The 25517-nt window shown below is 37.0% G+C and carries 20 protein-coding genes; 7 read left to right on the top strand and 13 right to left on the bottom strand.

What is annotated here, in order from left to right:
* Positions 1-470: 470 nt before the first annotated feature.
* The 4 genes from ACNSTQ_RS06805 to ACNSTQ_RS06790 all read right to left on the bottom strand — a co-directional run bounded on the left by ACNSTQ_RS06805 (position 471) and on the right by ACNSTQ_RS06790 (position 6839).
* Complete coding sequence (locus ACNSTQ_RS06805; RefSeq protein ID WP_418199098.1) at positions 471-1661, bottom strand: DUF4129 domain-containing protein; 1191 nt, start codon at positions 1659-1661, stop codon at positions 471-473.
* Positions 1642-2847 carry a DUF58 domain-containing protein gene (locus ACNSTQ_RS06800; RefSeq protein WP_418199097.1) on the bottom strand — a complete coding sequence of 402 codons (1206 nt, stop codon included), beginning with the start codon at positions 2845-2847 and terminating at the stop codon, positions 1642-1644. Before ACNSTQ_RS06800 ends, ACNSTQ_RS06805 begins: the two co-directional genes overlap by 20 nt.
* Positions 2844-3797 (bottom strand): AAA family ATPase, encoded by a 954-nt coding sequence (locus ACNSTQ_RS06795; RefSeq protein ID WP_418199096.1) that lies wholly within the window; start codon positions 3795-3797, stop codon positions 2844-2846. Before ACNSTQ_RS06795 ends, ACNSTQ_RS06800 begins: the two co-directional genes overlap by 4 nt.
* Positions 3798-4160: 363 nt before the next feature.
* Positions 4161-6839, bottom strand: coding sequence for a YhgE/Pip family protein (locus ACNSTQ_RS06790; protein WP_418199095.1), 2679 nt, complete (start codon positions 6837-6839; stop codon positions 4161-4163).
* A gap of 632 nt (positions 6840-7471) precedes the next feature.
* Here ACNSTQ_RS06790 and ACNSTQ_RS06785 point away from each other — a divergent pair.
* Positions 7472-8119, top strand: a complete 648-nt coding sequence (locus ACNSTQ_RS06785; protein WP_418199094.1) for a histidine kinase — start codon at positions 7472-7474, stop codon at positions 8117-8119.
* Positions 8120-8199: 80 nt separating this feature from the next.
* Here the strand turns inward: ACNSTQ_RS06785 and ACNSTQ_RS06780 are convergent, their stop codons facing one another.
* The 4 genes from ACNSTQ_RS06780 to ACNSTQ_RS06765 all read right to left on the bottom strand — a co-directional run bounded on the left by ACNSTQ_RS06780 (position 8200) and on the right by ACNSTQ_RS06765 (position 11294).
* Entirely contained in the window at positions 8200-8454 is a 255-nt protein-coding gene (locus ACNSTQ_RS06780; RefSeq protein WP_418199093.1) for a hypothetical protein, read from the bottom strand.
* Between the two features lie 441 nt (positions 8455-8895).
* Positions 8896-9090: a YuzF family protein gene (locus ACNSTQ_RS06775; RefSeq protein WP_418199125.1), complete on the bottom strand. Its 195-nt coding sequence runs from the start codon at positions 9088-9090 to the stop codon at positions 8896-8898.
* 251 nt (positions 9091-9341) lie between these two features.
* Complete coding sequence (locus ACNSTQ_RS06770) at positions 9342-10226, bottom strand: alpha/beta fold hydrolase (protein WP_418199092.1); 885 nt, start codon at positions 10224-10226, stop codon at positions 9342-9344.
* 498 nt (positions 10227-10724) lie between these two features.
* Positions 10725-11294: a TetR/AcrR family transcriptional regulator gene (locus tag ACNSTQ_RS06765; RefSeq protein ID WP_418199091.1), complete on the bottom strand. Its 570-nt coding sequence runs from the start codon at positions 11292-11294 to the stop codon at positions 10725-10727.
* A gap of 151 nt (positions 11295-11445) precedes the next feature.
* Between ACNSTQ_RS06765 and ACNSTQ_RS06760 the strand changes: the two genes are divergently transcribed.
* The 5 genes from ACNSTQ_RS06760 (at position 11446) to ahpF (ending at position 18870) form a co-directional block, all read left to right on the top strand.
* Positions 11446-13503 carry an efflux RND transporter permease subunit gene (locus ACNSTQ_RS06760; RefSeq protein WP_418199090.1) on the top strand — a complete coding sequence of 686 codons (2058 nt, stop codon included), beginning with the start codon at positions 11446-11448 and terminating at the stop codon, positions 13501-13503.
* A gap of 2 nt (positions 13504-13505) precedes the next feature.
* Positions 13506-15329: a YhgE/Pip domain-containing protein gene (locus ACNSTQ_RS06755; RefSeq protein WP_418199089.1), complete on the top strand. Its 1824-nt coding sequence runs from the start codon at positions 13506-13508 to the stop codon at positions 15327-15329.
* Positions 15330-15574: 245 nt separating this feature from the next.
* Entirely contained in the window at positions 15575-16558 is a 984-nt protein-coding gene (guaC, locus tag ACNSTQ_RS06750; protein WP_418199088.1) for a GMP reductase, read from the top strand.
* A 206-nt stretch (positions 16559-16764) separates the two neighbouring features.
* Positions 16765-17328, top strand: a complete 564-nt coding sequence (ahpC, locus tag ACNSTQ_RS06745) for an alkyl hydroperoxide reductase subunit C (RefSeq protein WP_418199087.1) — start codon at positions 16765-16767, stop codon at positions 17326-17328.
* 12 nt (positions 17329-17340) lie between these two features.
* Positions 17341-18870: an alkyl hydroperoxide reductase subunit F gene (gene ahpF, locus ACNSTQ_RS06740; protein ID WP_418199086.1), complete on the top strand. Its 1530-nt coding sequence runs from the start codon at positions 17341-17343 to the stop codon at positions 18868-18870.
* A gap of 142 nt (positions 18871-19012) precedes the next feature.
* Here the strand turns inward: ahpF and ACNSTQ_RS06735 are convergent, their stop codons facing one another.
* From ACNSTQ_RS06735 to ACNSTQ_RS06725, 3 genes are all read right to left on the bottom strand, one after another.
* Positions 19013-20014 carry a DUF3231 family protein gene (locus tag ACNSTQ_RS06735; protein WP_418199085.1) on the bottom strand — a complete coding sequence of 334 codons (1002 nt, stop codon included), beginning with the start codon at positions 20012-20014 and terminating at the stop codon, positions 19013-19015.
* A 513-nt stretch (positions 20015-20527) separates the two neighbouring features.
* Positions 20528-21730, bottom strand: a complete 1203-nt coding sequence (locus tag ACNSTQ_RS06730) for an FAD-dependent oxidoreductase (protein WP_418199084.1) — start codon at positions 21728-21730, stop codon at positions 20528-20530.
* Positions 21727-21966 (bottom strand): hypothetical protein, encoded by a 240-nt coding sequence (locus tag ACNSTQ_RS06725; RefSeq protein ID WP_418199083.1) that lies wholly within the window; start codon positions 21964-21966, stop codon positions 21727-21729. Before ACNSTQ_RS06725 ends, ACNSTQ_RS06730 begins: the two co-directional genes overlap by 4 nt.
* Before the next feature lie 102 nt (positions 21967-22068).
* Between ACNSTQ_RS06725 and ACNSTQ_RS06720 the strand changes: the two genes are divergently transcribed.
* Positions 22069-22683 (top strand): TetR/AcrR family transcriptional regulator, encoded by a 615-nt coding sequence (locus ACNSTQ_RS06720; protein WP_418199082.1) that lies wholly within the window; start codon positions 22069-22071, stop codon positions 22681-22683.
* 285 nt (positions 22684-22968) lie between these two features.
* Here the strand turns inward: ACNSTQ_RS06720 and ACNSTQ_RS06715 are convergent, their stop codons facing one another.
* Complete coding sequence (locus tag ACNSTQ_RS06715; protein ID WP_418199081.1) at positions 22969-24591, bottom strand: ABC transporter permease; 1623 nt, start codon at positions 24589-24591, stop codon at positions 22969-22971.
* A 4-nt stretch (positions 24592-24595) separates the two neighbouring features.
* The gene (locus ACNSTQ_RS06710; RefSeq protein ID WP_418199080.1) at positions 24596-25507 is read right to left on the bottom strand and encodes an ATP-binding cassette domain-containing protein; all 912 of its coding nucleotides are present in this window, start codon (positions 25505-25507) and stop codon (positions 24596-24598) included.
* Between the last annotated feature and the right edge of the window lie 10 nt (positions 25508-25517).

The following is a 25517-nucleotide window of genomic DNA, read 5'->3' as shown; positions in this document are numbered from 1 at the left end:
TTAGTCCAACAGCTTTCAACTGTTATATAACATTATGAACTTATTATATAACATACAGACCAAAAAAGAAACAATTCTGAAAAAACTAAGCGAGAAATTTTAAAATGTAGGTTTTCATAAATGTACGTAAGAAAACGGGTGTTGGGGTGACTAGGCATTGCTCCAATACAGAAACATTGAGACACCCCAATATGGAAAAATAGCAACATCTAATGGCCTTTAGAACCTTATCTCCATTTATATGGTAATACTACATTCTAAAATTACCTTTAGGAGCTTGCGTTCATTATTAAAAACAAACACACTCGAAAACCCGTTTAAGCCCAACTCATCGACTACTGATTTTAAGCCTTCTTTTTAAGCGTTGTTACGACCTCGTACCTTCTACTTTAGAAGACTAATAATTCTAGTTATTCATTAAGAAAACCGTCTTTTGTTAAGACGGTTTTTCTTTGAGTTAATGGCTTTTTCTATTCTTTTTCTTTTAAAATTTGTTGTCGAAACTCTTTAATTGCCCTGCGGTATTCTTTTACTTGTTCCTTAGAAATCTCGTTATGACCGTACCTTACTTGTTCGTAGGTTGAAGTTATGACCTTTTTAATATCTTTATCTACGTCAATTGGATGAAACCATTCTTCAATCGTTTGTCCCGGTTTTCTTTCCATTCCTTTTTTGGCAAGAATTCTGTCTAAATCAAATAGCATTCGTCTAATTTCGTTTTTGGGCTTTTTTCGTCGCCAAAATCGGTTAGATGGGTTATTACCTTCTAATTTTAAACTGTCAACTACCAAAGTGTTCGAACCCTCTTGCACTATTGGTCGTAACTTTTTCTTAACGATTATAGAAATGACCCAAACGACAAGTCCAATCCCAACAAGTGCTATAACGATATTTCCAATAATTGAAGCTAAATCATAAATAGGAAACTCTCTTATTTCCTCTAGAGGATCTGCCATTTCACTACTTCCTGCTTCTCCTTCTTGTTCGATCATATTAGGATCATAAAAGCTTAATAAATAAAAAAATGGGTAGGCAATCAAATAGAACAAATAGGCAATAGCTCGAATGATAAAAGATAAAATGATGTTTAATACAGGGAATACAAGCCATCCTAAAGCAGCTACCCCTCCTAAAAGCAGTAGAACTCCAATCTGCCAGTACCCCCGCCCAGTCGTGTTTCTATCTGTTCCTTTACTTTCAAAAGAGAACTTAAATAACTTAATTGAAACCACTAAGAGAAATTGAATGACAATGATTAGGATAAAAACATCTCTATTTTCCAACGAAAAAAAGTGTAAGAAATAAAGTAATCCAATGACAAACGTACTTAAAAAGATATTCCATGACTCACTCGTTTCTTCTACGACGGAAAGAACTCGCCAAAATATATAGGTCGCTAGTAAAAAAGCCAATATATAATGAAACCCGAAGACAATTGCTAGTATGGAAACAAGCGGAATACAAAGTATCCCTAACTTTTTATTTTTTGTTTTGAACAACACAAGTATGTAAGTAACAACAGCTATTGTCATAAAGACAGCATAAGTCAACGGCGGATATTCACCGTGAATGATGTAGAGGGGTAGTATAATTAAATAAAGCAATAGAACTTCTATACTAAAATGAAGAAAAGGAATGAGTTTACGTTCCTTGAGCTTCATCTAGTTCACCCCCAATAGATAAAACTTGACCAGCTTCTTTATGAGATTGGACACGATAAATCGTCGCTCCCGCTAGTTCCCACTGTTTGAATTTGAGTTTTAATGCTTGATGTATAGCTCCAAAGTGAAGATAAAACATTTCATTTTTCGTATTCGATTGAATATAGTTAAGCATTTCTTGACAATCAGTAAGTACTGTACTCCTACTCACTCTTGCTAATAATTCAAGCGCTTTTAAGAGATGATCTTTTCCTGTTCCGGTCGGTAAATGAATAAATGGTCCGCTTGGCCCTCTCATATTAATAAACAACTCAAATGAGATTTGATTTTTAATGGCAAATTGACAAGTATAAGCCACATGACTTAGCACTTGTTCTAGGTTTCCAACCGTTTGATGCTTAATTTCTGTACTTTGAATATTAACTATAATGCACCATTTCGAAATTGTCGTTCTTTCAAATACCTTCGTTTGCAATGATTGGGACCTAGCAGTAGCTTTCCAATTGATTCGGTTAAATGGATCGCCTGAAGTGTAGTCTCGAGTCCCCATGGCCATCATCATATCTTCATGGAGCGAATGATTTCTCGGATGTTCTCCTTGATTATGTTGCAGTATTTGCTGCAGACCACGTACCGGAATTAACGTTGGGTAAACGATAAGTTCTCCCCTGAAATTACCTCGATACCCTAGTCGAATTTTCCCTAGATGCATCATATCTGAGATTGTATATTCAATTGTTCTTAACTGAATAATTCCTCGTTTACGTGCTTTAACATTCGTACGATGGATGACTTTTTGCTGACCTAAAACAACGACTGGAAACGAATAGACTCCTTGCTTATTCGTTGGTTGATCCACCATTGTTATCGCATCATCCGGATCATAAAGAAAAAGGGTTAACTCACCTTGAGTGATTGGCATTTTTGTAATGTTTTCTATCGGAATTTTAAGAGTTCCTTCGTCTTCTGGAAACATCCGAACAGTAACTTTTTCACCAGGTATGGATAGATTATTACTGATATATTTCAAATAATAATGGTTAAGTAGCAGGAGCATGATAAAAAGCAAAAAAACACCAAATAGGATAGCTGATTTAGTATAAATCAAAATGACAAATAAGATTGGTAAGGACCATAACAAGTAATTATATAGCTTAGGAACGATATATTGCTCGGTCCAACTCATGATGGATCAGATCCTGCTTCTACAGGAACTTCGACTTTAGCTAATATCTCTTCTAGTGCATCTTGTTTCGTTTTTCGCATAGAACCTTCTATCGAAAGAACTAGTCGATGAGAGAGAACATATCGAGCCATTTCTTTGACGTCTTGTGGTGTCACATAATGGCGATCAGATACATAGGCTTTGGCTTGAGATGCACGCATTAAAGCGATTGTTCCACGCGGACTGACCCCAACTTCAACATATGGTGAACTTCTCGTTTCCTTAACGATATTTAAAATATACATTTCAACTTCGTCTGTCATCTTGACTTTTTTAATGTTTTGCTGCATTTCCTTAATTTCATCTAATGTTAAAACGACCTCTAGTGAATCAATGGGTTCATTCTCACGATACATTTTCAGCATTTTCTGTTCTTCTTGCAAATTTGGATAGCCTACCTTTATCTGAAGTAAAAAGCGATCCATTTGGGCTTCTGGTAGGGCGAACGTTCCTTGTTGAGAGTCAATCGGATTTTGGGTAGCTATTACTATAAAAGGTGAAGGTAATTGAAGGGTTTCTCCATCAATGGTTACTTGCCTTTCTTCCATTACTTCAAGTAAGCTCGATTGTGTTCTCGGCGTCGCACGATTAATTTCATCAGCTAATAAAATATTTGTCATAACAGGACCAGGCCTTAATTCAAAAGCTTGTTCTTTTGGATTAAAAAATTGGATTCCTGTCACATCACTAGGTAACACGTCTGGTGTAAATTGGATACGTCGGAATGTGGCATCAAGGCACCTAGCCATCGACTTCGCTAACATCGTTTTTCCTGTACCAGGAACATCTTCTAGAAGTACATGCCCTCGGCTTAATAAAGCAATGACCATTAATTCAGTCATCTGTTCCTTCCCTACTAAAACTTTACCGATCGAGACTTTGAGTTCTTTTATTTTTTCAGTGTTATTCATAATTCCTCCTTAGTTAAAACACTACAAAGCTTCCTTCTATTAGAAAAGTGGTGATGACTCCATCATTTCCATCTAGCTAATTTTATACTATTCCTACGTTCTACAGTGTTCTATAGTTTCAATTTTTTAATCTTTTCGACATCATTTGAAAACATTCTTATTATATTCTTCCCAATTTTGTAATGATTACAGTCCTATATTCCCCTACTTATCAAGTGCCTTCAGTAAAGAAAAACGATGCGTCTATTGAAACACATCGTTTTTTACATTGAATATTTTCATTCTATTTTTTTTACTTTCGAATAACAAGTTTTCTAAATGACCCTCTAATTAAGTTCTCCTAATTTCTTTCTACTTTCTCGATCAATCAACTAATCGACTAGATTTTGATTTTTCATACGTTTTTTGGATCCTTGCAGCCAGCTTCGGTTTTAACAAGAAACCGATTGTCAGTGCGAGTAACCAGAACCCACCTAGTATTAATAGATTTTTCCAAACAAGCAAGGCAATTGCACCACCTACGGCTTCACGTAATAGATTTATAGCATAGGAAAACGGCATGAATGGATGTATCATTTGGAAAAACGGTGGGGCTACTTCAATTGGAAAAGTCCCTCCTCCACTTGATAGCTGTAACACAAGAAGAACGATTGCTAATGCTTTTCCGATATTTCCAAGAATGGAGGCAAGTGTATAAACCATTGTCATAAAAACGACCGCTATAATTACGGAGAATAAGATTAACAACCATGGATGAGCAGCATAAATGCCCAGTATTGTTAAGTTCCCGATGCTAACAATTAGTCCTTGTAACACACCAACAATTAAAAATAAAAACATTCTTCCAAAGTAAATCTGACGCAATGTATACTCTTCTCGTCGATCTGCTGCGTGCAAATTTACGCTAATTAAATTCGATAATAATAGCGCCCCGACCCAAAGACTTAACGTTGTATAAAATGGAGCGTTCGCTGATCCGTAGTTAGGGATCGGGAACAACTCGTGTTCAATTAAATGTACAGGACTAGCAAAAAACTCACTTTCATCATCTAAATCATTTCGAAGCAACATGATCATTTCATTGATCCGATCATCCTTTTCAATTATACGAAGTCGATCTGCGGCCTCACTAATGTTATCTTCAACTTCAGGAAGTTGCGTGCGACCGAATTCAGCGAGTTCACCTATTGACCGCTGAATATGTGGTAAGTGCTCTGCAATAGAATGGGCAACCCTTAAATAGTCTTTCTCTACGCCTGGCAGGTCTTCCCTAATTAACCTTGACATGCGATTTACATTCTTTTCAAGGTCGGGTAAATCATTTCGAACAAAATGACCTAAAGTTTCTATAACATCAATGACCAACGGTAAATCACTTTGAATTTTTTCCGTTAATTCATTTATTGTTTGTTCTACTTCAGGTAACCTATCAATCAACTGAGCGATATTTTCTTCTCCTTCAATCGCTATTATTTCAGCATGGATTAAAACCTCTTCAACAGACTTGAGATCAGCGTATACTTCATCCAACGAATGACTAGTATCATGCAATTTAGTTTCTATGCTACTTATTGCATGTTCAATACTATCAGCTCCTGGCCCATTTAGTGAGTAATGGAGTTCTGTGGATACACGCTCTACTTCTTGTACACGTTCTCTAGTGTCTGTAATTTTAACTGTTCCAATGCTTTCTCCTGCTTCCATTCTCTCAATAACTATTTGAACATCTTTTTGAAGTGACTCAAGCGCTTCTTTCGTTCGTGTTAATTGATCGATAACAGTAAGAATCCCGTCATCTTGTGAAGACTCATATACAAAGGTGTACATCTTAATACTGTTTTCTAGTAGTCGAATATGAGAATTTAACTCATCGTTTAGTTCCTTTAATCTTTCTAGTACTTGTTCTTCTGCTTGTTCGTCTTCAAGCATAGCTAATGCTTGGTCAATAGAAGCCGCCGTTTGGCTGAAGAATAGTACCTGATGGACTAGTGTATCTATTACAAACATAGAAGATTTTTGTGCCTCATCCATGAATTTCTCAAGTGCAATCATATATTCTTCGATAGACTCTGCTCTTTGTTCAACGCTAGGAACTATCTTTTGTGCATTTTTAATAGTTTCTTGCGCTAACCGCGCTGCTTCTAATGCTTCATCTAAATATTCCGCTATATTAGAATAATGAGCATTAATACTATCTAATTCATTTACTGCATTTTCAATTTCTGGAATAGCTGCTTCTAACTGAAGTATTCCTTCTCCTAAATTGTAAATTTGAGGAAATTCATTTTCTATTCGAACAATGTGTTCCGCTCCCTCTCTAATTTGAGGAATGAACTCTTCTAATGCTAACAATTGATCGACATGCTCCTCAACCTTATACCAATTATCATCGATATCAATTATCCACTGAGCAAATTCGTTCACTTCAGGAAAACGTTGCTCTAAATCATAGATCACTTGTTTAACCCTTCGCAGTGTTGGAAGTTCTTCTTCTAACCTCAAACCCAACCTGTCAAACTCTTGAAATAATGTTTTTGATGTTTCAGAAACAAACTGATCATTGATTTCTTTTACGATCGTGGACGCTCCAGCTGATGTCATCTTTGGAGCAATTGCATTAATTTTTTCATTGACATGATAATAGACTTGAGCCTGAATTGGCTCTCCTGTAAGAACATGAGCTAGATCTTCTGAGAAATGAGGGTCGATAAAAATACTTGCATAGTAGTCCCCGTATTCAACCCCTTTTTCTGCTTCTTTTCGTGAAACAAACGCCCAGCCTAAATTGTCGTTGTCCTTTAAATTTTTAACTAATTCTTCTCCTATATTAATAGCTTCACCGTCAATCTCAGTTCCTTGATCCTCATTGACAACTGCTACCTGTACTCCTTGGGTATTTGCATAGGGATCCCAAGCTGCCCCTAAGTTAAACCATGCATATAGCGACGGTAAGATGGCTAATCCAATTAAAAGAATGCCGACAAGCGGGACCCGCTTAATATTTAAAAGATCTTGCTTAAAAATATTCCATATATTCCCCATTACTTCCTCCTTTATTGCTACGTCTCAAACACTCTTTAATCCTCATTTAAACAAAAGACAATTCTGGATCTAACCCTAATTTCACTTAATAGTTCCTTAAAACGCCCTCATTATAAAATATCAGTATGAACTGTCTATGAACTGATTGGTCACTATGGGTTGTACAAGTGACTATTAATGATGTATAACCTAAACCAAAATTAATGATATGAATATTATGTATAGTGAACAGTCTACCGATTACTTTAAATGACAATGAGTCTCTTAGAATACAACGTGCCTTGACAAGATAAGAGATAAAAATAAGGGAATTAACTCAGATTTTCAGGCTATTCCCTGATAAATTTGTAGACTTACTCCATGTTATGATGTATCCAAGGGATTAAATCTAATATAGAGACTAGACTACTGTACTAGGCAACAAGAAAAAGCTTCACAGAACGTAAATAGAGAATGGAGCGTTATATTCAACTACTGTCTTTTAACAAACCTAGCGTCACACCTGTTACCTAGTACAAAAAGAAAATACATAGAAATATTTTGAAATTATAGAATACACCTCATCTTCACTTTCAATTTTGAGGTGATAACAAGCTGGATTTTGAGATCTAGCGATAAAGGAGGAGATAAGTATGTTAAAAGAAACTATTTTAGTTTGTATTAGTCATCCAATTCATGCAGAAAAATTAATTCAACGAGGAAAGGCATTAGCTAAAGCATTTAATGGGGAATGTCTAGTCCTTTCTGTTGATACGAAAGCTTATGACGAACTTAATTTTAATCAATTACAAACAAAATACCTTTTTGAAAGCTTGGCAAAAAAATATGAGGTGAAATTAATTACTAGAAATACAGACGCTAAGAATATCGCCACTGCTATTGCGGAAACTGCACTTGAAAAGAATGTTACACAAATTGTAATTGGTCAATCTATACAAACGAAAGTCCAACTATGGACAAACGAACCTATTATTAATAATTTATTAAAAAAAATCACCGGAATAGATATTCATATTGTAGAAGTAAACAGGGATTTTTATTATGAGAGCGACTCATACGAAAGAGGAAATCATGCTCACTTAATAGAGGAAGACGGGCACTACATACTATCTTTTGATAGTTTAACTAATGATCATTTGAAAGGTATTTTCTTTAAAGAACACTCTACTGATTTCTCAAACGGATTCTTTGTAATTGCAGAACCTACTGAACTAAAAGTTATTCGTATACACGAGGGAATTGCGCAAAGAGAGGAAGTACTTGCCAATACAAAAATCTAATTGTCCTACATACAACCAGCTTAGGTTTTATACAAACCTAAGCTGGTTGTTGTTTATTAACTTCAAAACTTTAAAATCTATTACCTATTAATAACTTCGCCTCTTACACCACGGATAAGTTCAATCCTAGCTCCTTCATTATATAGATTGCCATAGATTTGACCTCTTATGGATGCTACTGAGAATTTTTTCAATGTAACATCTCCTGTGACCTTTGCAGCTAGATCTAGTTTAGCTCCAGGTAACACAATTACATTTCCATTGACTTCGCCCATCAGCAGCGTATCCGTTTCAATAACGACTGTTCCTGTTTGATTGACCGTAGATAAATTCATAAAAAGCCCCCTCGATAGTCCCTTACTTTACTAGCTAACTTTTAATTTCTTTTTTAGTTAATTGCACTGTATGTCATTAACGCAACGTATTGCGTGTCTACCTCTACCTGGTATAAACTTCCTCAAATTTTATCCTTAATGTAATAATACTTTTGAAACTATTTTATTATTATCAGGAGAAATCCTGAATTTACTAATAAAACTCCCTTAACTATTTGTTATAAAAATCAGGTAAATGATGGGTATTCATGGAGATAGCGACGAAAGCAGACTATCGCACTTTTATAGAAAAATGCTTACTGTTGATAAAAACCTATGAGCAATAATAAAAATGACGACCTAGATAGAAAATCGTCATTTTTATAAGGAAATAAATAAAATTCTTTTGTTTTCTCAGCCTACTTGTTAATTAATAGGAAGAGATTTTTTTTGCAAACAAATCTAATTTGGCATAATCCAGATGATTTCTTGAATTCTAACAAAAAAAGATGAATCATTAGTTGATAACACAATGTGATCAGGCTTCACATCTGTTAAATTTCCGCGAATGCTCCCACGACTTGTTTCTACTACAAGCTCTTTCCCCTTCACGGATTGTAAAACTTGAACGACATATGGATCATAAAGCGTAACCATTTGTTGTTGCACAGTTTGATGGCTTTGATGCTGGTGAAGATTTCTCGTATAGTCTACCCCATTGTAATACATTGCTTTCCCTCCCAATTGTTTAAACAATGTATCATATGCCTAGAGCCAGTTTTGTTGTGGGCTAATATCCATGACATAACATGATGAATAAAAGTCATCTAAAAAAGGCCTAGAATTAGACCTTTTCAAACCATAAGCATAAATTAGGATTAAGCTACCCGAAACCCTATAGACTATCTCTATAAAAAAGCAATAAGTTCTTCCAACAATAATTCAGGTACTTCTTCAGGAATAAAATGACCACATGGTAGCGATTTTCCATGTACATTGTTGGCAAACTTTTTCCACTCTTCTAAAGGCTCAAAGCATTTATCGACAACACCATTCTCTCCCCACAGCACTAATGTCTCACATTCTATCTTTCGATTGCTTGCAAGGTCTTCTCGTTCATGAGCAAGGTCTATACTTGCTCCTGCCCGGTAGTCTTCACACATCGCATGAATTGCATTAGGTAATTGGAAACACCGGAGATATTCTTCGTAGGCTTCCATGCTGAAAGGTGACTCACTAATTGATTGATATCGTGCCAGCTTAATTAAATTTGTCTCCAAGAAATAAGAAGGATTTTGAGAGATTAACTCTTCTGGGTACGGAGCGTCTTGAATTAAGAAAAACCAATGATAATAATATCGTGCAAAGACCATATCCGTTTTTTCGTACATGAGAAGGGTTGGGACCACATCTAGTGCGACAAACTTTTTTACTCGTTCGGGGTGATCTAAAGCTAGACGATACCCTACCCTTGCTCCACGGTCATGACCGACTAAATAAAATTCTTCAAAGCCTAACTCTCTCATCACTTCGACTTGATCCTCAGCCATTACTCGTTTCGAATAATTACGATGATCTGAATTCCCCTCAGGCTTACTACTATCACCATATCCACGAAGGTCAGTCGCCACCACAGTAAATCGCTCAGCTAATTGATCGATCACTTTATGCCACATCACGTGCGTTTGAGGATAACCGTGTAACAATAAGAGCGGTGGACCTGAGCCCCCTTTTACTCCATTAATCGTAGCACCATTCGTATGTACCTTAAATTTCTCGTATTGTTTTAGCATAACAACCTCCTAGATTAAAATTTGCACATAATACAATTATTGAATTTTCTGACATTAAATTCAACAAGTACTTGTACACAAATAACAACAATCTTAGACAAGTTATGTAATTATTCTAGAACAGCTTCGAACACCAGTTATGATTACAGTATACTTATAGTTTTTCCTCTACAGTTCACCCATCACTGCTTTTGCTTACTGCCTCCTCCTAGTTTTTTCCTCTAGCGCACACCATTCAGGGTTTTTGCCTCCTGCTTTCTTCCAAAACGAACACAACTATTTTTATTAAAATAAAAGGTTGTTTTCGTAAACTTTGTTGCTTTTGGACCAATTTTCTTTTCAAAAGCTTCACGCTATGCGTGAAGAGCCAAATAAAAAGAACAAGCCTAAACTTGTTCATTCTAATTACATATGCTTTTACTGGGCAACATACTCACATGATGTTTTTAGCGTTGCCAACTATGAACCTTAGAAATTAAACTTCAATAATTAGCCCAATCAACCAAAAGAAGAAAGCCCCTTTTTCGTAAGTTTAATAATAAGTTCTGCCATTTCCTTTGGTGTTTTATCCATTCCGTTTTTTAACCATTCTTGGATCACATTGATGCTGCCGCTTATGGCAAACAACGTCAAGTAATCAGAAAGTTTCGTACCAACTTCATGAGTAGACATCATATTTTTTACTGTCACCTCATGTGCCAGCATCATCACTCTTTTTTGAAACGTACTATTACCATGCTCACTAAATAGTGTAAGAAAGCTATCGCTATTGGTTGCTACATACTCTAATAACTTTTCTGTCATCTTAAGTGCTTCTTCGTCTTCATTGTAATTATAACTCGTTAGGGTCTCAGTCATATCCTGAATGATTTCTTCTTCTATTTGATGAAGAAGGTCATATTGATCTGAGTAATGTGAATAAAAAGTGGACCGATTGATGTCTGCCACTTCACATAATTCCTTAATGGTTATGGAGGATATTGCCTTCTCCTTTAACATTTGCATTAGACTTTCCTTTAGTACCATTCGGGTATATTTTTTACGTCTATCCATTTTTGATGTCAACATAAAAACCCACTTTCTCTTTTTTAATTATCCAACAGAATTATAAAATCTGTTGTTAAATAGACGTATGAAAGAAAACTGTTTGTTGTAAAAACAACACACTGTCGTTAAAATTGTATAGTAGTATCATTGATGATGCAAGAAGGAGATGGTTATGATCAACATTGCAGCACGAATCATTAAACATAGAGTACTAGTTGTGATCACTTTTATGATCATTACTGTCATCTGTGCTTTTGCACAGTTTTTTGTGTCTGTAAACTACAATATGGTAGATTACTTGCCGGATGACGCTCAATCTACAAAAGCGTTAGAAATTATGGAACAAGAATTTACGGGTTCCATGCCAAATACACGAGTAATGGTAAACGATGTGACAGTACAGGAGGCACTTCAATATAAAGAGAAGCTTGCAGCAATTGACGGAGTTTCTGATGTAACATGGTTGGATAATGTCGTTGACTTAAAAACACCTTTAGAGATGGTGGATCAGGAAACAGTAGAAACTTACTATAAAGATGGTAAGGCCCTGTACTCCTTAAGCATTCGCAATGGAGATGAAGTTGAAGTTACGGATGCTATCTATGAGCTAATAGGTGAAAATAATGCTATGGCAGGAGAGGCATTAGATACAGCAACTTCTCAAAATATGGCTGCATCTGAATCCATTTATGCTGCAGCATTACTAGTTCCGATCATTATTCTAATTTTAGTCTTATCTACTACTTCATGGGTTGAGCCGCTGTTTTTTCTTACAGCCATTGGAGTGTCTGTCCTTATCAACCTAGGAACAAACATTTTTATTGGTGAAGTCTCCTTCGTGACACAATCGGTTGCACCAATTTTACAGCTTGCCGTGTCGCTCGATTATGCCATTTTCCTCCTTCATAGTTTTTCAGACTATAGGAAGAAAACAGACAATCCGGAAGAGGCCATGCAACTTGCAATCAAAAAATCGTTTCCTGCTATTTCAGCTAGTGCAGCCACAACATTTTTCGGATTTACTGCACTTACATTGATGAACTTTGAGATTGGTTCCGATTTGGGCCTAAACCTTGTCAAAGGGATCGTTTTAAGTTTTATCAGTGTTATGGTATTTTTACCTGCGTTAACGATCTGTTTTTATAAGTGGATTGATAAAACACAACACAGACCGTTCTTCCCTAGTTTTAGAAAAATTGGAACGAGTGTAGTAAAAATAAGAATCCTTAGCTTGGTGCTTGTGTTCTCTGTCTTACTACCAAGCTTCTTAGCACAAAGTAATACTAATTTTACGTACGGTCTTGGGGAACAACCAGAAACAACACGTGCTGGAAATGATTATATCCTTATTGAAGAGGCTTTTGGCAAGTTCACCCCTATTGTGTTGCTCGTGCCAAAAGGGGATATAGCAAAAGAAGTAGAAATGGTCGAAGAGTTAAAAGCTATTAACCATGTAACGAATGTGATTTCTTACGTAAACACAGTAAGTCCTGTTATACCACCAGAGTATTTAGATGACTCGATAACCAATGAATTTTATTCTGAGAACTATAGCCGGATTATTATTAATACAGATACCCATACAGAGGGGGACGTTGCCTTCGCTGTTGTAGATGCAATTCAAAGTACAGCCGCTTCATATTATGGTGACGAATCCTATTCTCTAGGTGAAAGTGTGACATTGTATGATATAAAAAATACAGTACTAAAAGATAACACGGTTGTAAATGTCGTTACTGTTGTCGCCATTGCATTAGTTCTCATTGTTACATTTAGATCTATATCGATACCAGTGGTTCTGTTACTTACGATTCAGTCTGCGGTATGGATCAATTTATCGGTTCCTTATTTCACAGATACATCGTTAGTTTTTGTCGGATACCTTATTATTAGTACTGTGCAGCTCGCCGCTACTGTTGATTACGCCATACTACTAACAGAAGCTTATAAGGAGCATCGAAAGCAAATGCCTGCAGTTGCTGCAATTAAGAAAACATTGGAGGAGAAAACGTTCTCTATTGCAATCTCTGCTTCCATTTTGAGCAGCGTAGGATTTATCCTATGGATTACGTCTACCAATCCTATTGTATCAGCAATTGGGTTACTTCTTGGCCGAGGGGCATTTTTAGCCTTTATCATGGTTGTTTGTTTCCTTCCTGCAATGCTCTTGGTTTTTGATAAGGTGATAAAGAAAACTAGTTATAATGCAAAATTTTACGAGGAGAAATGATGATGAGAAAAAATCGACTATTACTTGTTTTTATGGCAACAGTGCTTATCTTTCCGTCATTTCTTGTGAATGCTACGACAAATGATCGTTCTAAAGAAAACAATGACGCTCTCGTTTTAGCTGATGGGAAGATCACCTCTAAGGATGAAGTCGTTTATGCTACATTAAGTCCCACAGGAGAGACGGAAGAAATTTATGTTGTAAATATTTTAGATGTTGCCAAAGCTGGAGCCATTTTCGATTATGGCACTTATTCTAACGTTAAAAATTTAACGGATTTATCGGAAATCCAGCAAGTGAACAATACCGTTCATATTGAGGCACCAGAAGGAAAATTTTATTATCAAGGAAATTTACAAAACGTAGAATTACCGTGGGAAATTGAAGTTTCCTATTCATTAAATGGCAGTAAAATTACCCCGGAGATCCTTCCCGGACAAGATGGACAATTACAAATTCACATCAGTACGTCAGCAAACGAAAAAGTAAACTCTGTATTTTATGAAAACTATTTATTACAGATATCCATTGAGCTGGATTTAACGAAATTCAGTAATATTGAAGCGCCTGACGGAACGATTTCAAATGTAGGTAAAAATCAGCAGGTCACTTTTACAGTATTGCCTGAACAATTGGGGGACCTGTTCGTTGAAGCACAAGTTTCAGATTTTGAAATGCAAGGGATTGAGATTGCAGCCGTTCCTTCTTCCATGTCAATTGAGGTACCGGAAACAAATATGACGGATGACATGCAGTCACTTAGTGATGCTATTCAGAAGTTAAACGATGGGGTTCGGGAATTCCGATCTGGTATAGCGGAGTTAAATGACGGTGTGTATAGTCTAAGGAATGGTTCTGGAAAATTTCAAGAAGGTATTGGAGAACTAAATCAGTCCTCTCCAAAGCTAATTGAGGCGTCAACAACGATCCACAACTCTCTTTCTATGATTAGCAAGTCTATTAGCGAGAATTCTCAAGATATGGATTTAGGCGAATTACAACAATTGCCAAAAGGGCTTTCGCAAATAGCTGGTGGACTTCTTCAAACGGCTGATGGACTTTCTCTTCTTAATGAAAATTATTCCGTTGCTTATTCAACATTAGGTGAAGCTATGAATAAAATACCTGATTATTCCATTTCGGAAGAGGAAATATTGGCCCTCTATGCGAGTGGAGCAGACAGTGCTACTATCGATAAACTTGTAGAAACCTATTCGGCTGCACTAACCGCAAAGGGTACGTACAATGCGGTAAAAGCGGGTTTTGATGCAGTAAATACTACATTAAGTGAGATAAGCACTGGAGTAAAAGAGATGGGTACCACCCTTGCAACAATATCTAAGGATCTCTCCTTATCTTTAGAGTCAATGGAAATGATTGATTCCTTTGTACAATTGGAAAAAGGAATGAAGGAACTATCCGCTGGTTACGGTGAATTCCATTCCGGATTAGTTGACTATACAAACGGTGTTTCACAATTATCTAATTCCTACAGCTCCATTCATTCTGGCCTCGTTGATTTATCAAAAGGAACAGGAGAACTAAAAACAGGTGCGGCTGAGTTACAAGAAGGTACAAATAAATTATACGAATCAACCAGTAATTTGCCAGAGCAAATGCAAGAAGAAATTGATCAAATGATTGCGGATTACGATAAATCTGATTTTGATGCAATATCGTTTATTTCCCCAAAAAACACAAAAATTAACTCGGTTCAATTTGTCATGAAAACAGAAAAAATTGAAAAAGACGAAGTTGATAGTTCCCCTATTGAAGAAGAGGACGAAATGAACTTCTGGTCGCGCCTATGGGCATTGTTTAAATAAATGATAACTAGTAAAAGTACCTGTTTCCCACTGACTTCTTAAGAAGTGGAGACGGGTCTTTTTTTATAGTCTATCTATAAAAGGTGTTTTCATTAGTAATGACACTCATATAACATCAGATTGTATCCATGTATAACGCCCATTCTTGGAGGTCAACCTAACTTCAGGTCAAATACACTAAGTTGAAAAAATTCATCAATTCCCCTCAAGGGTAAATTTAGATCTCAAATTTAGGAGTGGACAGCGTGGATAATGTTTTTGACTATGAAGATATTCAATTAATTCCGGCAAAAAGCGTGGTAAAAAGCCGAACGGAATGTGATACATCCATAACCTTTGGTAACCGTACTTTCAAATTACCTGTAGTACCTGCCAATATGCAGACCATTATTGACGAGAGGATTGCGATTTATTTAGCGGAAAATGGGTATTTTTATATCATGCACCGTTTTCAACCTGAAAAACGTATAGATTTTATTAAAGATATGAAATCTCGGAATTTATACGCATCTATAAGTATAGGCGTCAAAGAGGATGAATATCATTTCGTACAACAGCTAGCTGACGAACAGATAGCACCTGAATACATTACAATTGATATTGCACATGGTCATTCTAATGCTGTCATTGAGATGATCCAACATATCAAAAAGCTGATACCTGAAAGCTTTGTCATTGCTGGAAACGTCGGTACACCTGAAGCTGTAAGAGAGCTAGAACATGCTGGTGCAGATGCAACCAAAGTAGGCATCGGCCCCGGTAAAGTTTGTATTACGAAAATTAAAACTGGGTTTGGGACAGGTGGTTGGCAATTAGCTGCCTTACGTTGGTGTGCAAAAGCTGCCACTAAGCCAGTAATCGCTGATGGCGGAATTCGTACGCATGGTGATATTGCTAAGTCCATTCGCTTTGGAGCTTCGATGGTGATGATTGGCTCACTCTTTGCCGGCCATGAAGAATCCCCAGGAGAAACAATGGAAATTGAAGGAAAGCTATGTAAAGAATATTTTGGATCAGCCTCAGAGTTCCAAAAAGGCGAAAAGAAAAATGTAGAAGGAAAAAAAATGTACGTTGAACATAAAGGTTCTCTAGAAGGTACGTTAAAAGAAATGGAAGAAGATCTTCAGTCTTCTATCTCTTATGCAGGTGGAAACAAATTAGACGCCATTCGCCATGTCGATTACGTGGTTGTAAAAAATTCTATCTTTAATGGGGATAAAATTTATTAAAAAATAAAATAGTGCTTATTTTCCATTTCAAGACACCTTAAATTTAACCATTTATGTCTATAATAAAATAAATAGGTGTTTTCACTTGACTAGCAAACATTTCTTATATAATAATATTTACTGTATTAGAATTATTATAGATAACTTTTCTTATCCCGTTAATAATTCTTAAAATCTTATATCAAATTTTAGGAGGAAGATTAATTATGTCATTAATCGGAACTGAAGTTAAACCATTTAACGCAAAAGCATTTAAAGATGGAGAGTTTATCGATGTAACTAACGAAAGCATTAAAGGTAAATGGAGCGTATTCTGCTTCTACCCAGCAGACTTTACATTCGTATGTCCTACAGAGCTTGAAGACCTTCAAAACGAATATGCTACTTTAAAAGAGCTTGGTGCAGAAGTATACTCTGTTTCAACAGATACTCATTTTACACATAAAGGCTGGCACGACAGCTCAGAAACAATCGGAAAAATTACTTATGCAATGATTGGTGACCCTTCTCAAACCATCTCTCGTAACTTTGACGTTTTAGATGAAGAGTCTGGTCTTGCAGATCGTGGTACTTTCATCATCGATCCAGACGGTGTAATCCAAACAGTTGAAATCAATGCTGGTGGTATCGGTCGTGATGCAAGTATTCTTGTTAACAAAATTAAAGCAGCACAATACGTTCGCAACAATCCAGGTGAAGTTTGCCCGGCAAAATGGCAAGAAGGCGGAGAAACGCTTAAGCCTAGCCTAGACCTTGTTGGTAAAATCTAAGGAGTGTCATAAATGGTACTAGATGCTGAAATTAAGTCACAGTTAAATCAATACCTACAACTAATGGAAGGCGACGTTTTGCTTAAAGTTAGTTTAGGGTCTGATAAAGTATCAAATGAGATGGAAGCACTAGTCAACGAACTTACTTCTATGTCATCTAAAATCAGTGTCCGAAAAACAGAATTAGAGAGAACACCAAGCTTCAGCATCAATCGTGTGGGCCAAGAAACAGGCGTCACATTTGCAGGTGTACCTCTAGGACACGAATTTACTTCATTAGTGCTGGCACTTCTACAAGTTAGCGGAAGAGCACCAAAGGTTGACCAAAGTGTTATTGAGCAAGTGAAAAACGTAAGTGGTGAATACCACTTTGAAACGTATGTCAGCCTAAGCTGCCATAACTGCCCTGACGTTGTACAAGCTCTTAACATGATGAGTGTACTCAACCCTGGCATTACTCACACGATGATTGATGGTGCAGCATTCAAAGATGAAGTTGAAAACAAAAATGTCATGTCTGTTCCAGCTGTTTTCTTAAACGGTGAATTCTTTGGCGGCGGTCGTATGACACTCGAAGAAATTCTTGCGAAAATGGGCAGTGGTCCAGATGCATCTGAATTTTCAAATAAGGATCCATATGATGTACTTGTTGTTGGTGGCGGTCCAGCGGGTGCTAGCGCGGCAATTTATGCAGCTCGTAAAGGTATTCGTACAGGTATCGTTGCTGAACGTTTCGGTGGACAAGTTTTAGATACGATGAGTATTGAAAACTTTATCAGTGTAAAACATACCGAGGGACCTAAGCTTGTAGCAAGTCTGGAAGAGCACGTGAAAGAATATGGTATTGATATCATGAATTTACAGCGTGCTAAAGGATTAGAGAAAAAGGATCTCTTTGAACTAGAACTAGAAAACGGTGCGGTTCTAAAGAGTAAGACTGTCATTATTTCAACCGGTGCTCGTTGGCGTAATGTTGGCGTTCCTGGTGAACAAGAATTCAAAAACAAGGGTGTAGCCTACTGCCCTCATTGTGATGGTCCATTGTTCGAAGGAAAAGATGTAGCGGTTATTGGTGGCGGTAACTCTGGTATTGAGGCAGCGATTGATCTCGCAGGTATTGTCAATCATGTAACAGTCCTTGAGTTTAACCCAGAGTTAAAAGCAGACGCGGTTTTACAAGATCGTCTAAACAGTCTTCCTAACGTAACGGTCTTAACGAACGTTCAAACGAAGGAAATTACAGGTACAGACAGTGTCAACGGTATTACTTACATGGACCGTGAGACAGAAGAAGAAAACCATGTTGAATTACAAGGTATTTTTGTTCAAATCGGACTTGTACCAAATACCGATTGGTTAGAAGGCATGATTGAACGTAACCGCATCGGTGAAATCGTCACTGATAAGCATGGAGCTACAACATTACCAGGTTTATTTGCAGCTGGTGATTGCACAGATAATCCATACAACCAGATCATCATTTCGATGGGATCAGGTGCTAATGCCGCTTTAGGTGCGTTTGATTATTTAATTCGAAATTAATTAAAAAGTCGCTTAACTACTTTAATGGTAGTTAAACGACTTTTTTTTGAAACAGTTAGTATATTAAATACTTTATTAACTATAATCTAACCCTTCGATAAAAGACTTTCCTCTCATAGGTACCCTTTATAAATTAATCTTACTATTTCCGATCTGATAACGCTCTTCTGTTAACGGATTGCGGTGGTTGTTCCATCCAACCCTGATCAATCATAATATTAGCCCCATCTTCTGCGAAAAAGATAACCTCATGCATGAGTCGGTTGTAATGCACTCCAAGGTCGCGTCGTGGGCTAGTACCTAGACTAGTCCCGTAATGGCTAACAGAGGCTGCTGTAAGTGCTGCTATATGAAACATGATGAGTTTATCGGAAAAAGTCCGGGTAGTAGAGGATGTAGGTAAAGTATCCCAAGTCATAGGAGCGGGAAGTTCATTTTCGCTTAAAATCGATCCAAACACCTCAATCTGCTTTGAAGCAATTTGAACTCCCCTAATTAAATACCTTACGACTTCTTCATTTTCTGAAACTTGGCTAAAAGCAGTAATTAACGATTTGCCAAGTTGATTTCTTTCAATGTTAAAGAATAAGTTCATGATCTCAATACATGTTAAAGGCCTACGATCCCCTAACCATCCGGTCAAGAAGCTTTCCTTTTTGACATAATCTACTTTAGTCGGGCCTTCCATTTGAGGTGGTCTTAAGAATAATCCTTTCTCCTGCATGACATCTGCACATTTATTAAATAGTTGTGTGGTCGTTTCAGTACATTTAGTAAAAAATTTTCGAATATCCATACGTGCAGAATTGGCAAGGGCAAGTGTGTACGAATTTCCACCAATCTTTGCCATACTAAGGGCATAATATAAACAAAAGGTGTCTGAGAATAATTGTGGAGCAGATAGATCCACATCATCTTGTAAATTAAATCCATGTGGGACTGCAAAATTTTCTTGTTTAAATAAAAATTCGATATCATGCACATGTTGTTCCGAAAAATTTAAAGCTAATTGAATGGTTTCTTTGATTTCCTGGTCTTTGATATGCTGTAAAAAATGATTTAATACACAGATGGCCATGCTATCATTCATATATGTAGTCCAAAGGTCAGCGATTTCTGATGTGGAGAGTTTAATATTTCGCAATTTCTTTACCTCCAATTTTATTATGAGTTTAATTTAACCCAAATATAATTAGATTATTTTATAATTGCGGTTTTCTTAAGGGAGTATTCTATTTGTTGATAATAAATAATTTAAGACCGTAAAGAGCAAACTATATTCAGGAGGCGATTAAATGCTAATTATAAAGTTTGTTTTAAAATCACTATTTCGTAATTTGTTTCAACTGAATCGACAAGTACGTTTAAACTTAGGTAGTCTTTTATTCCTCCTGAGATTTACACCAACTAGATACTAAATAGTTTCAAATAGTAAGTGATAAATACTGGTTTATATTTCCATTTTATTTGGGACCAGTATTTTTTTGTTTCAAAGATCATTGCAAAATAAACTCTTCCACAAAGGGTCCTTATTGAAAATTGATTATTGTAAATACTATTATTGCAAATACTATCTCTACATAAAATAATTGTATTAAACTAACAAGCAGAAGAATTTATCTAGGTGTTCCTTCCTAATATATCCCCTCAAATTCATCTAACTTTTCCAGTCAACTTTATATTCATATTTCCACCTATTGCCTTTATCTACAAACAACGGGAATATGATGGACAACATTCTGTCTCTGATCCAAGCGGAAACAGGTGTCATTTCTTTTTTATTGTCTCCTGTTCTTCTACCTTCAGCTATAATCTTTTCAACACGAGGCCTGCGTTCCTGAACAAACAGCTCAAATATATTCTCCAAAGAATCTGACTCTTCAAATAGCAGCTTAGCCAGGTAACTGGCATCCTCAAGAGCAAGGGAAGCACCTTGTCCGGAGTTCGGACTGACTGCATGTGCAGCATCCCCAATGAGCACTGCCCTTCTGTTATTATGCCAGGAAGGCAGAGATTGGATGTCATGAACATTCCCTCTTATTAACTTTGGTGTTTTCTTAATAAGCTCCTCCACCGGACCGTTCCACCCTTTGCATATTTCTAAAAGCTCATTCCTTACTTCTTGATTAGCAACTTCCCCTAGCTCTTCTTTTGTAAGTTCTTGTTCCTTAACGATGTTATACCACCAACCTATTATGGCATCTTTCCTGGAGAAATTTCCGTAACCGAAAAATCCTTTCATTCCAAAAATCATGTACAATTTATGATCCTCTTCATCTATTAAAGGTACTTCTGTCTGTGGAACGAAACCTGCAATCCATTGCATGCCAGTAAAATCTGGTTTTGGAGCATCCGGCAGAATAATTTCCCTCGTCTTAGAACGGATGCCGTCTGCTCCAATAACGATATCCCCTTCTGCCGTACTCCCGTCTGCAAACTCCGCAGCAGCCTGTTTTCCCGAACCATCTGTAATATTTACAAGCTTTTTATTATAGTGGATAACAATACCCTTCCGCTCAACCTCCTCCACCAGAACTTTATGCAAAGCAGATCGGGAAATATTAACTGCAGGCTGAGCATATTTTTCCGTTAGCCCTCGATTAATCTTCCCAAGTATTTTTCCTTTTTGATTTAAAAAACGCATTTCAGTTGCAATTGTTCCGTGTTCTATGACTTTATCAGCTAGACCGAGAGACGCTAGCACATTCATACCATTCGGTGCTAGCTGCAGACCTCCCCCGATGTCATCACGTTTTGGATATGCCTCATAGATGGCGGACGTTATACCTGCTCTTTTTAAAAATAAGGCCATTGCAGTCCCAGCAATTCCACCACCAATGATTATTGCGTTTCTGCTCATTCTTCCTCTCCCCCTTCTGCAACCTCGTTTTCAGTTTCAACTGATCCTATTTTCCACAGCAGTAAATAAGAAATAATTCCATGAGACAGTAGCCCTAATCCGAGACCCGAAACAGTTCCCATCAAGGGACCTAAAATAAAATATCCATTTATAATCCCAAAACCTCCACCAAATGCAATTCCTAATATTAAAAATCCACCATAAAAAAGACCTGCTATATCGTTTAAATTAGTCAATTCGTATCTCCCCTTTCCATTTTATCTAACACTGTTAGTTTAAATCTAACAGTGTTAGTCTATAATGATATGATATACTTGTCAAGTGAAGGAGGAGTTGCTGTGCCTGCTAAAAACGAAAAATCAGAACCTAAAAAAATAAATAAATCAGTAATTGTCAAGGTTGCATTCAATGTACTGCTGGAAGAAGGGTTGAAAAAAATATCCATCAGAAAAATAGCTGAGCGGTTAGAAATAAAGGGCTCTTCTATCTATTGGCATGTTAAAAATAAGAATGAGCTTTTGGAGCTGCTAGCAGAAGAAATATGTAAAGAAATCTGTTTACCAGATGAGGAACTGGCTCTGGAAGAGCAAATTCTCCAAATTTCATACGAATTCAGGAGGGTATTATTAAAATACCGAGATTCAGCATATGTACTTGTGGAAACAGCACCGACAACTCCTTACCGGCTGGAGTTAATCAAAAAAATCGGTGGACTTCTTCACCAGTTGGGCCTTGAAAGTGAAGATATTTTTTCAGCATCATGGATGCTTAATAATTACATAACTTCCTTTGTTTTAGAGGAATACCGTTTTAATGACATTCCAATGGACGACCCGGATTCACTAACTTTTTTGGAACATCTGCCGTTTGACCCCTCCGCTATGAAAATGGAAAATGAATTTCAATTTGGATTAGAGGTACTGCTCGAAGGATTTAAAAGTAAAATTAAATGAGAGCCCCTCTTCCGTCCTAATAAAATTAGCGCTTTCCCCTGTTCCTAAGGGAATGCGCTCAAGCCTTGAACTGCAACTAATATTAAAATGCTCCTGATCCACCTCCACCGTCAGTAAACCCACCTGTGCTTCCACTTGTACCAATGCTCTGCTCGGCACTCTGGAAATTTGCTGTAACAGCGGCAATGATTAACCATGTTGGATCAAAGCCATAGGCTGTACTGGATTGCCATTCTTTTGTTTTGACTGTTTTCGCATAAATTGTTGCTATTTTGACCAGATTTCCTAAAAAGTTAAGTTACGGCGTGAATAGCTTAAAATCCCAACTGTAATAAAAATCATTGCTATTACAGTTAATCCTAGTGCATTAATCCAGTCTATATTTCCTGCTTCACCCACAGTCGTATAAGAAAATGGAGAAATACTTTGAACTATCTCTGGTAAACCAAGCATTGTACCGAACATAGGACCCGAGATTATACTAAATAGTACAGCAGCAAGTGATACTGCAATTGCACCTTTTGGGAGAATTCCTATCAAAAGAATTGTAAAAGCTCCAATGGTGAGTATTGCAGGAGCTTGATAAAATGTGACTTCCAGCATTGTCAGAAACATAGCATCACCAGTAGACACTTTTGCTGTGGTACCGGCACCTAATGCTAAAAAGATTAAAATGCCCCATAACCCTAAACCAACACAAATAAACTGACTCATCAATAAATGGACTCTACTCACTCCGGTTGCGAGGACTCCTTCCATAAAACCGTCTACTTCATCATGACGTAACCTTAACAAACCCAATACAAAATACACTGCCACAAATGTAGCTAAAAATCCCACAAATGACGCCATTATGGAACTAACTAAATCTGGGTTTCCACCAAACATTTCTAGCAGTTGGTCGTTGTTTAATCCTGATACCATATCTCGTATTTCATTGCCAATTCCACCAATTACCATTCCGAAGATAAACATTGCAACAACCCAACTAAGAATTACCCTGCGCTGAAGCCTCCACATTAATCCAATTGGACTTAATAGCATTCTAGAAGCAAAGGCAGGTCCCTTTTTGGCAGGAAATAAACCCATTCCAACATCCCTTTTTGTAACAAGATAGATTGCAATAAAGACAGTCGCAATAAACAATAAGTAAAATAACCAAAGAATCCACCAATTATTTTCATGGAATGCATATACTTGACCAAGCCAGCCCCACGGTGACAACCACACTAACCAATGACTTTCAACAGCAAAGGTATTTCTATTAAACTCCCCTAGCACATCACCGATGGAGCTGATCAGAAAGACTAGTCCAAAGGTGATAGTAACCATGCCAGTTGCACCACTAGAAGTTTGAGATAGCTGAACGGCGATAGAAGTGATACCAGCAAAGGCAATCCCTATTCCAGCAAATACAAACCCAATTAATAGAGATCCTTCCATATCAAAATTATTAAATAACATCGCTGAAGCAATCGTAATTCCTACTAATATATTAAATATAACAGTGACAATTAATCCTGATGCTAAACTAGCATATTTACCTACAGCAGTGGAACTAATCATCTCCGTTCGTCCTGTTTCCTCATTCTGTCTAGTGTGACGTATAACAGTTTGCATACTTACTAATACAATGATAATACCAATTAAAATAGAACTTCTCATCAACATTGCAGATTCTACACTGATCCCAGCTGCAGGTATATCAAATAGTCGAATAGCAGGACTTTCTGCTCTAGCGACTACCTGTTTCATCACTTCTTCTTGCGTAGGCATTAGATCATTCATAGCAATACCCACCGACGTAACTAAGGTCATAATCACTGCTAGCCAAGCAAATAATCTTAGCCGGTCCCGCTTAAAGGCAAGAAAAGTTAAAATGCCTGTTCCTTTTATTTCATTTCTCATTCTTTCACCCCCTGTCACCTTGCTGAGTACTACTTATTTCATTACCGTAATGCCGCATAAAAAGATCTTCCAGTGAAGGTGGTTTGCTTGTTAATGTCTTTATTTCAAATGGAAGAAGGTGGCGCAACACAGAGTCAAGATTTTGACTATCGACTTGAAACTGTGCTTTCTTCCCTTTCACAGATACTTCAAAAACATTCTGTAAATCCTGTAAACCGACAATTTCGCGTTCTGTCTCTACAGTAATTTCATTCCGGGTGAAGTGGCGCAATTCTCCTAAAGTACCCGTCTCCACCACATTTCCTTTCTTTATAATGCTAACTCTGTCACAAAGTCTCTCTACCTCAGAAAGAATATGACTGGAAAGAAGAATTGTTTTCCCGGTAGCTTTCGCTTCTGCAACGCAATCTTGAAAAACCATCTCCATTAGAGGATCCAAGCCCGATGTCGGTTCATCTAAAATAAATAAGTCCACATCCGATGAAAAGGCAGAAATAAGTGCTACTTTTTGTCTATTACCTTTTGAATAGGTTCTACATTTTTTCGTGGGATCAAGATCAAAACGCTCAATTAGCTCTGTCCTGCGTTTCGTATTCATACTCCCTCTTAAGTTGCCAAATAAGTCAATGACCTCTCCACCAGATAAGTTTGGCCATAAATGTACATCCCCTGGGACATATGCTAAACGCTTGTGAAGGTCAACTGCATCTTTCCAGGGATCTTTACCGAATAGTTTCGCTTCCCCGCCAGTTTTCCGTAATAATCCAAGAATAATGCGAATCGTAGTCGATTTACCTGCCCCATTAGGTCCAATAAACCCTAATACTTCCCCTTGATTTAATTTTAAATTCACTCCATCCAAAGCAACAAATTTTCCAAACTTCTTTGTTATATCTTTTAATTCCATTACAGACATTTTCCTATCT

This window comes from Alkalihalobacterium sp. APHAB7 (genome assembly GCF_048323755.1).
In the GTDB taxonomy this organism is placed as follows: domain Bacteria; phylum Bacillota; class Bacilli; order Bacillales; family Bacillaceae_F; genus Alkalihalobacterium.
Note: the sequence above shows the minus strand (reverse complement) of the source record. Positions and strands in the feature narration are given on the sequence as shown.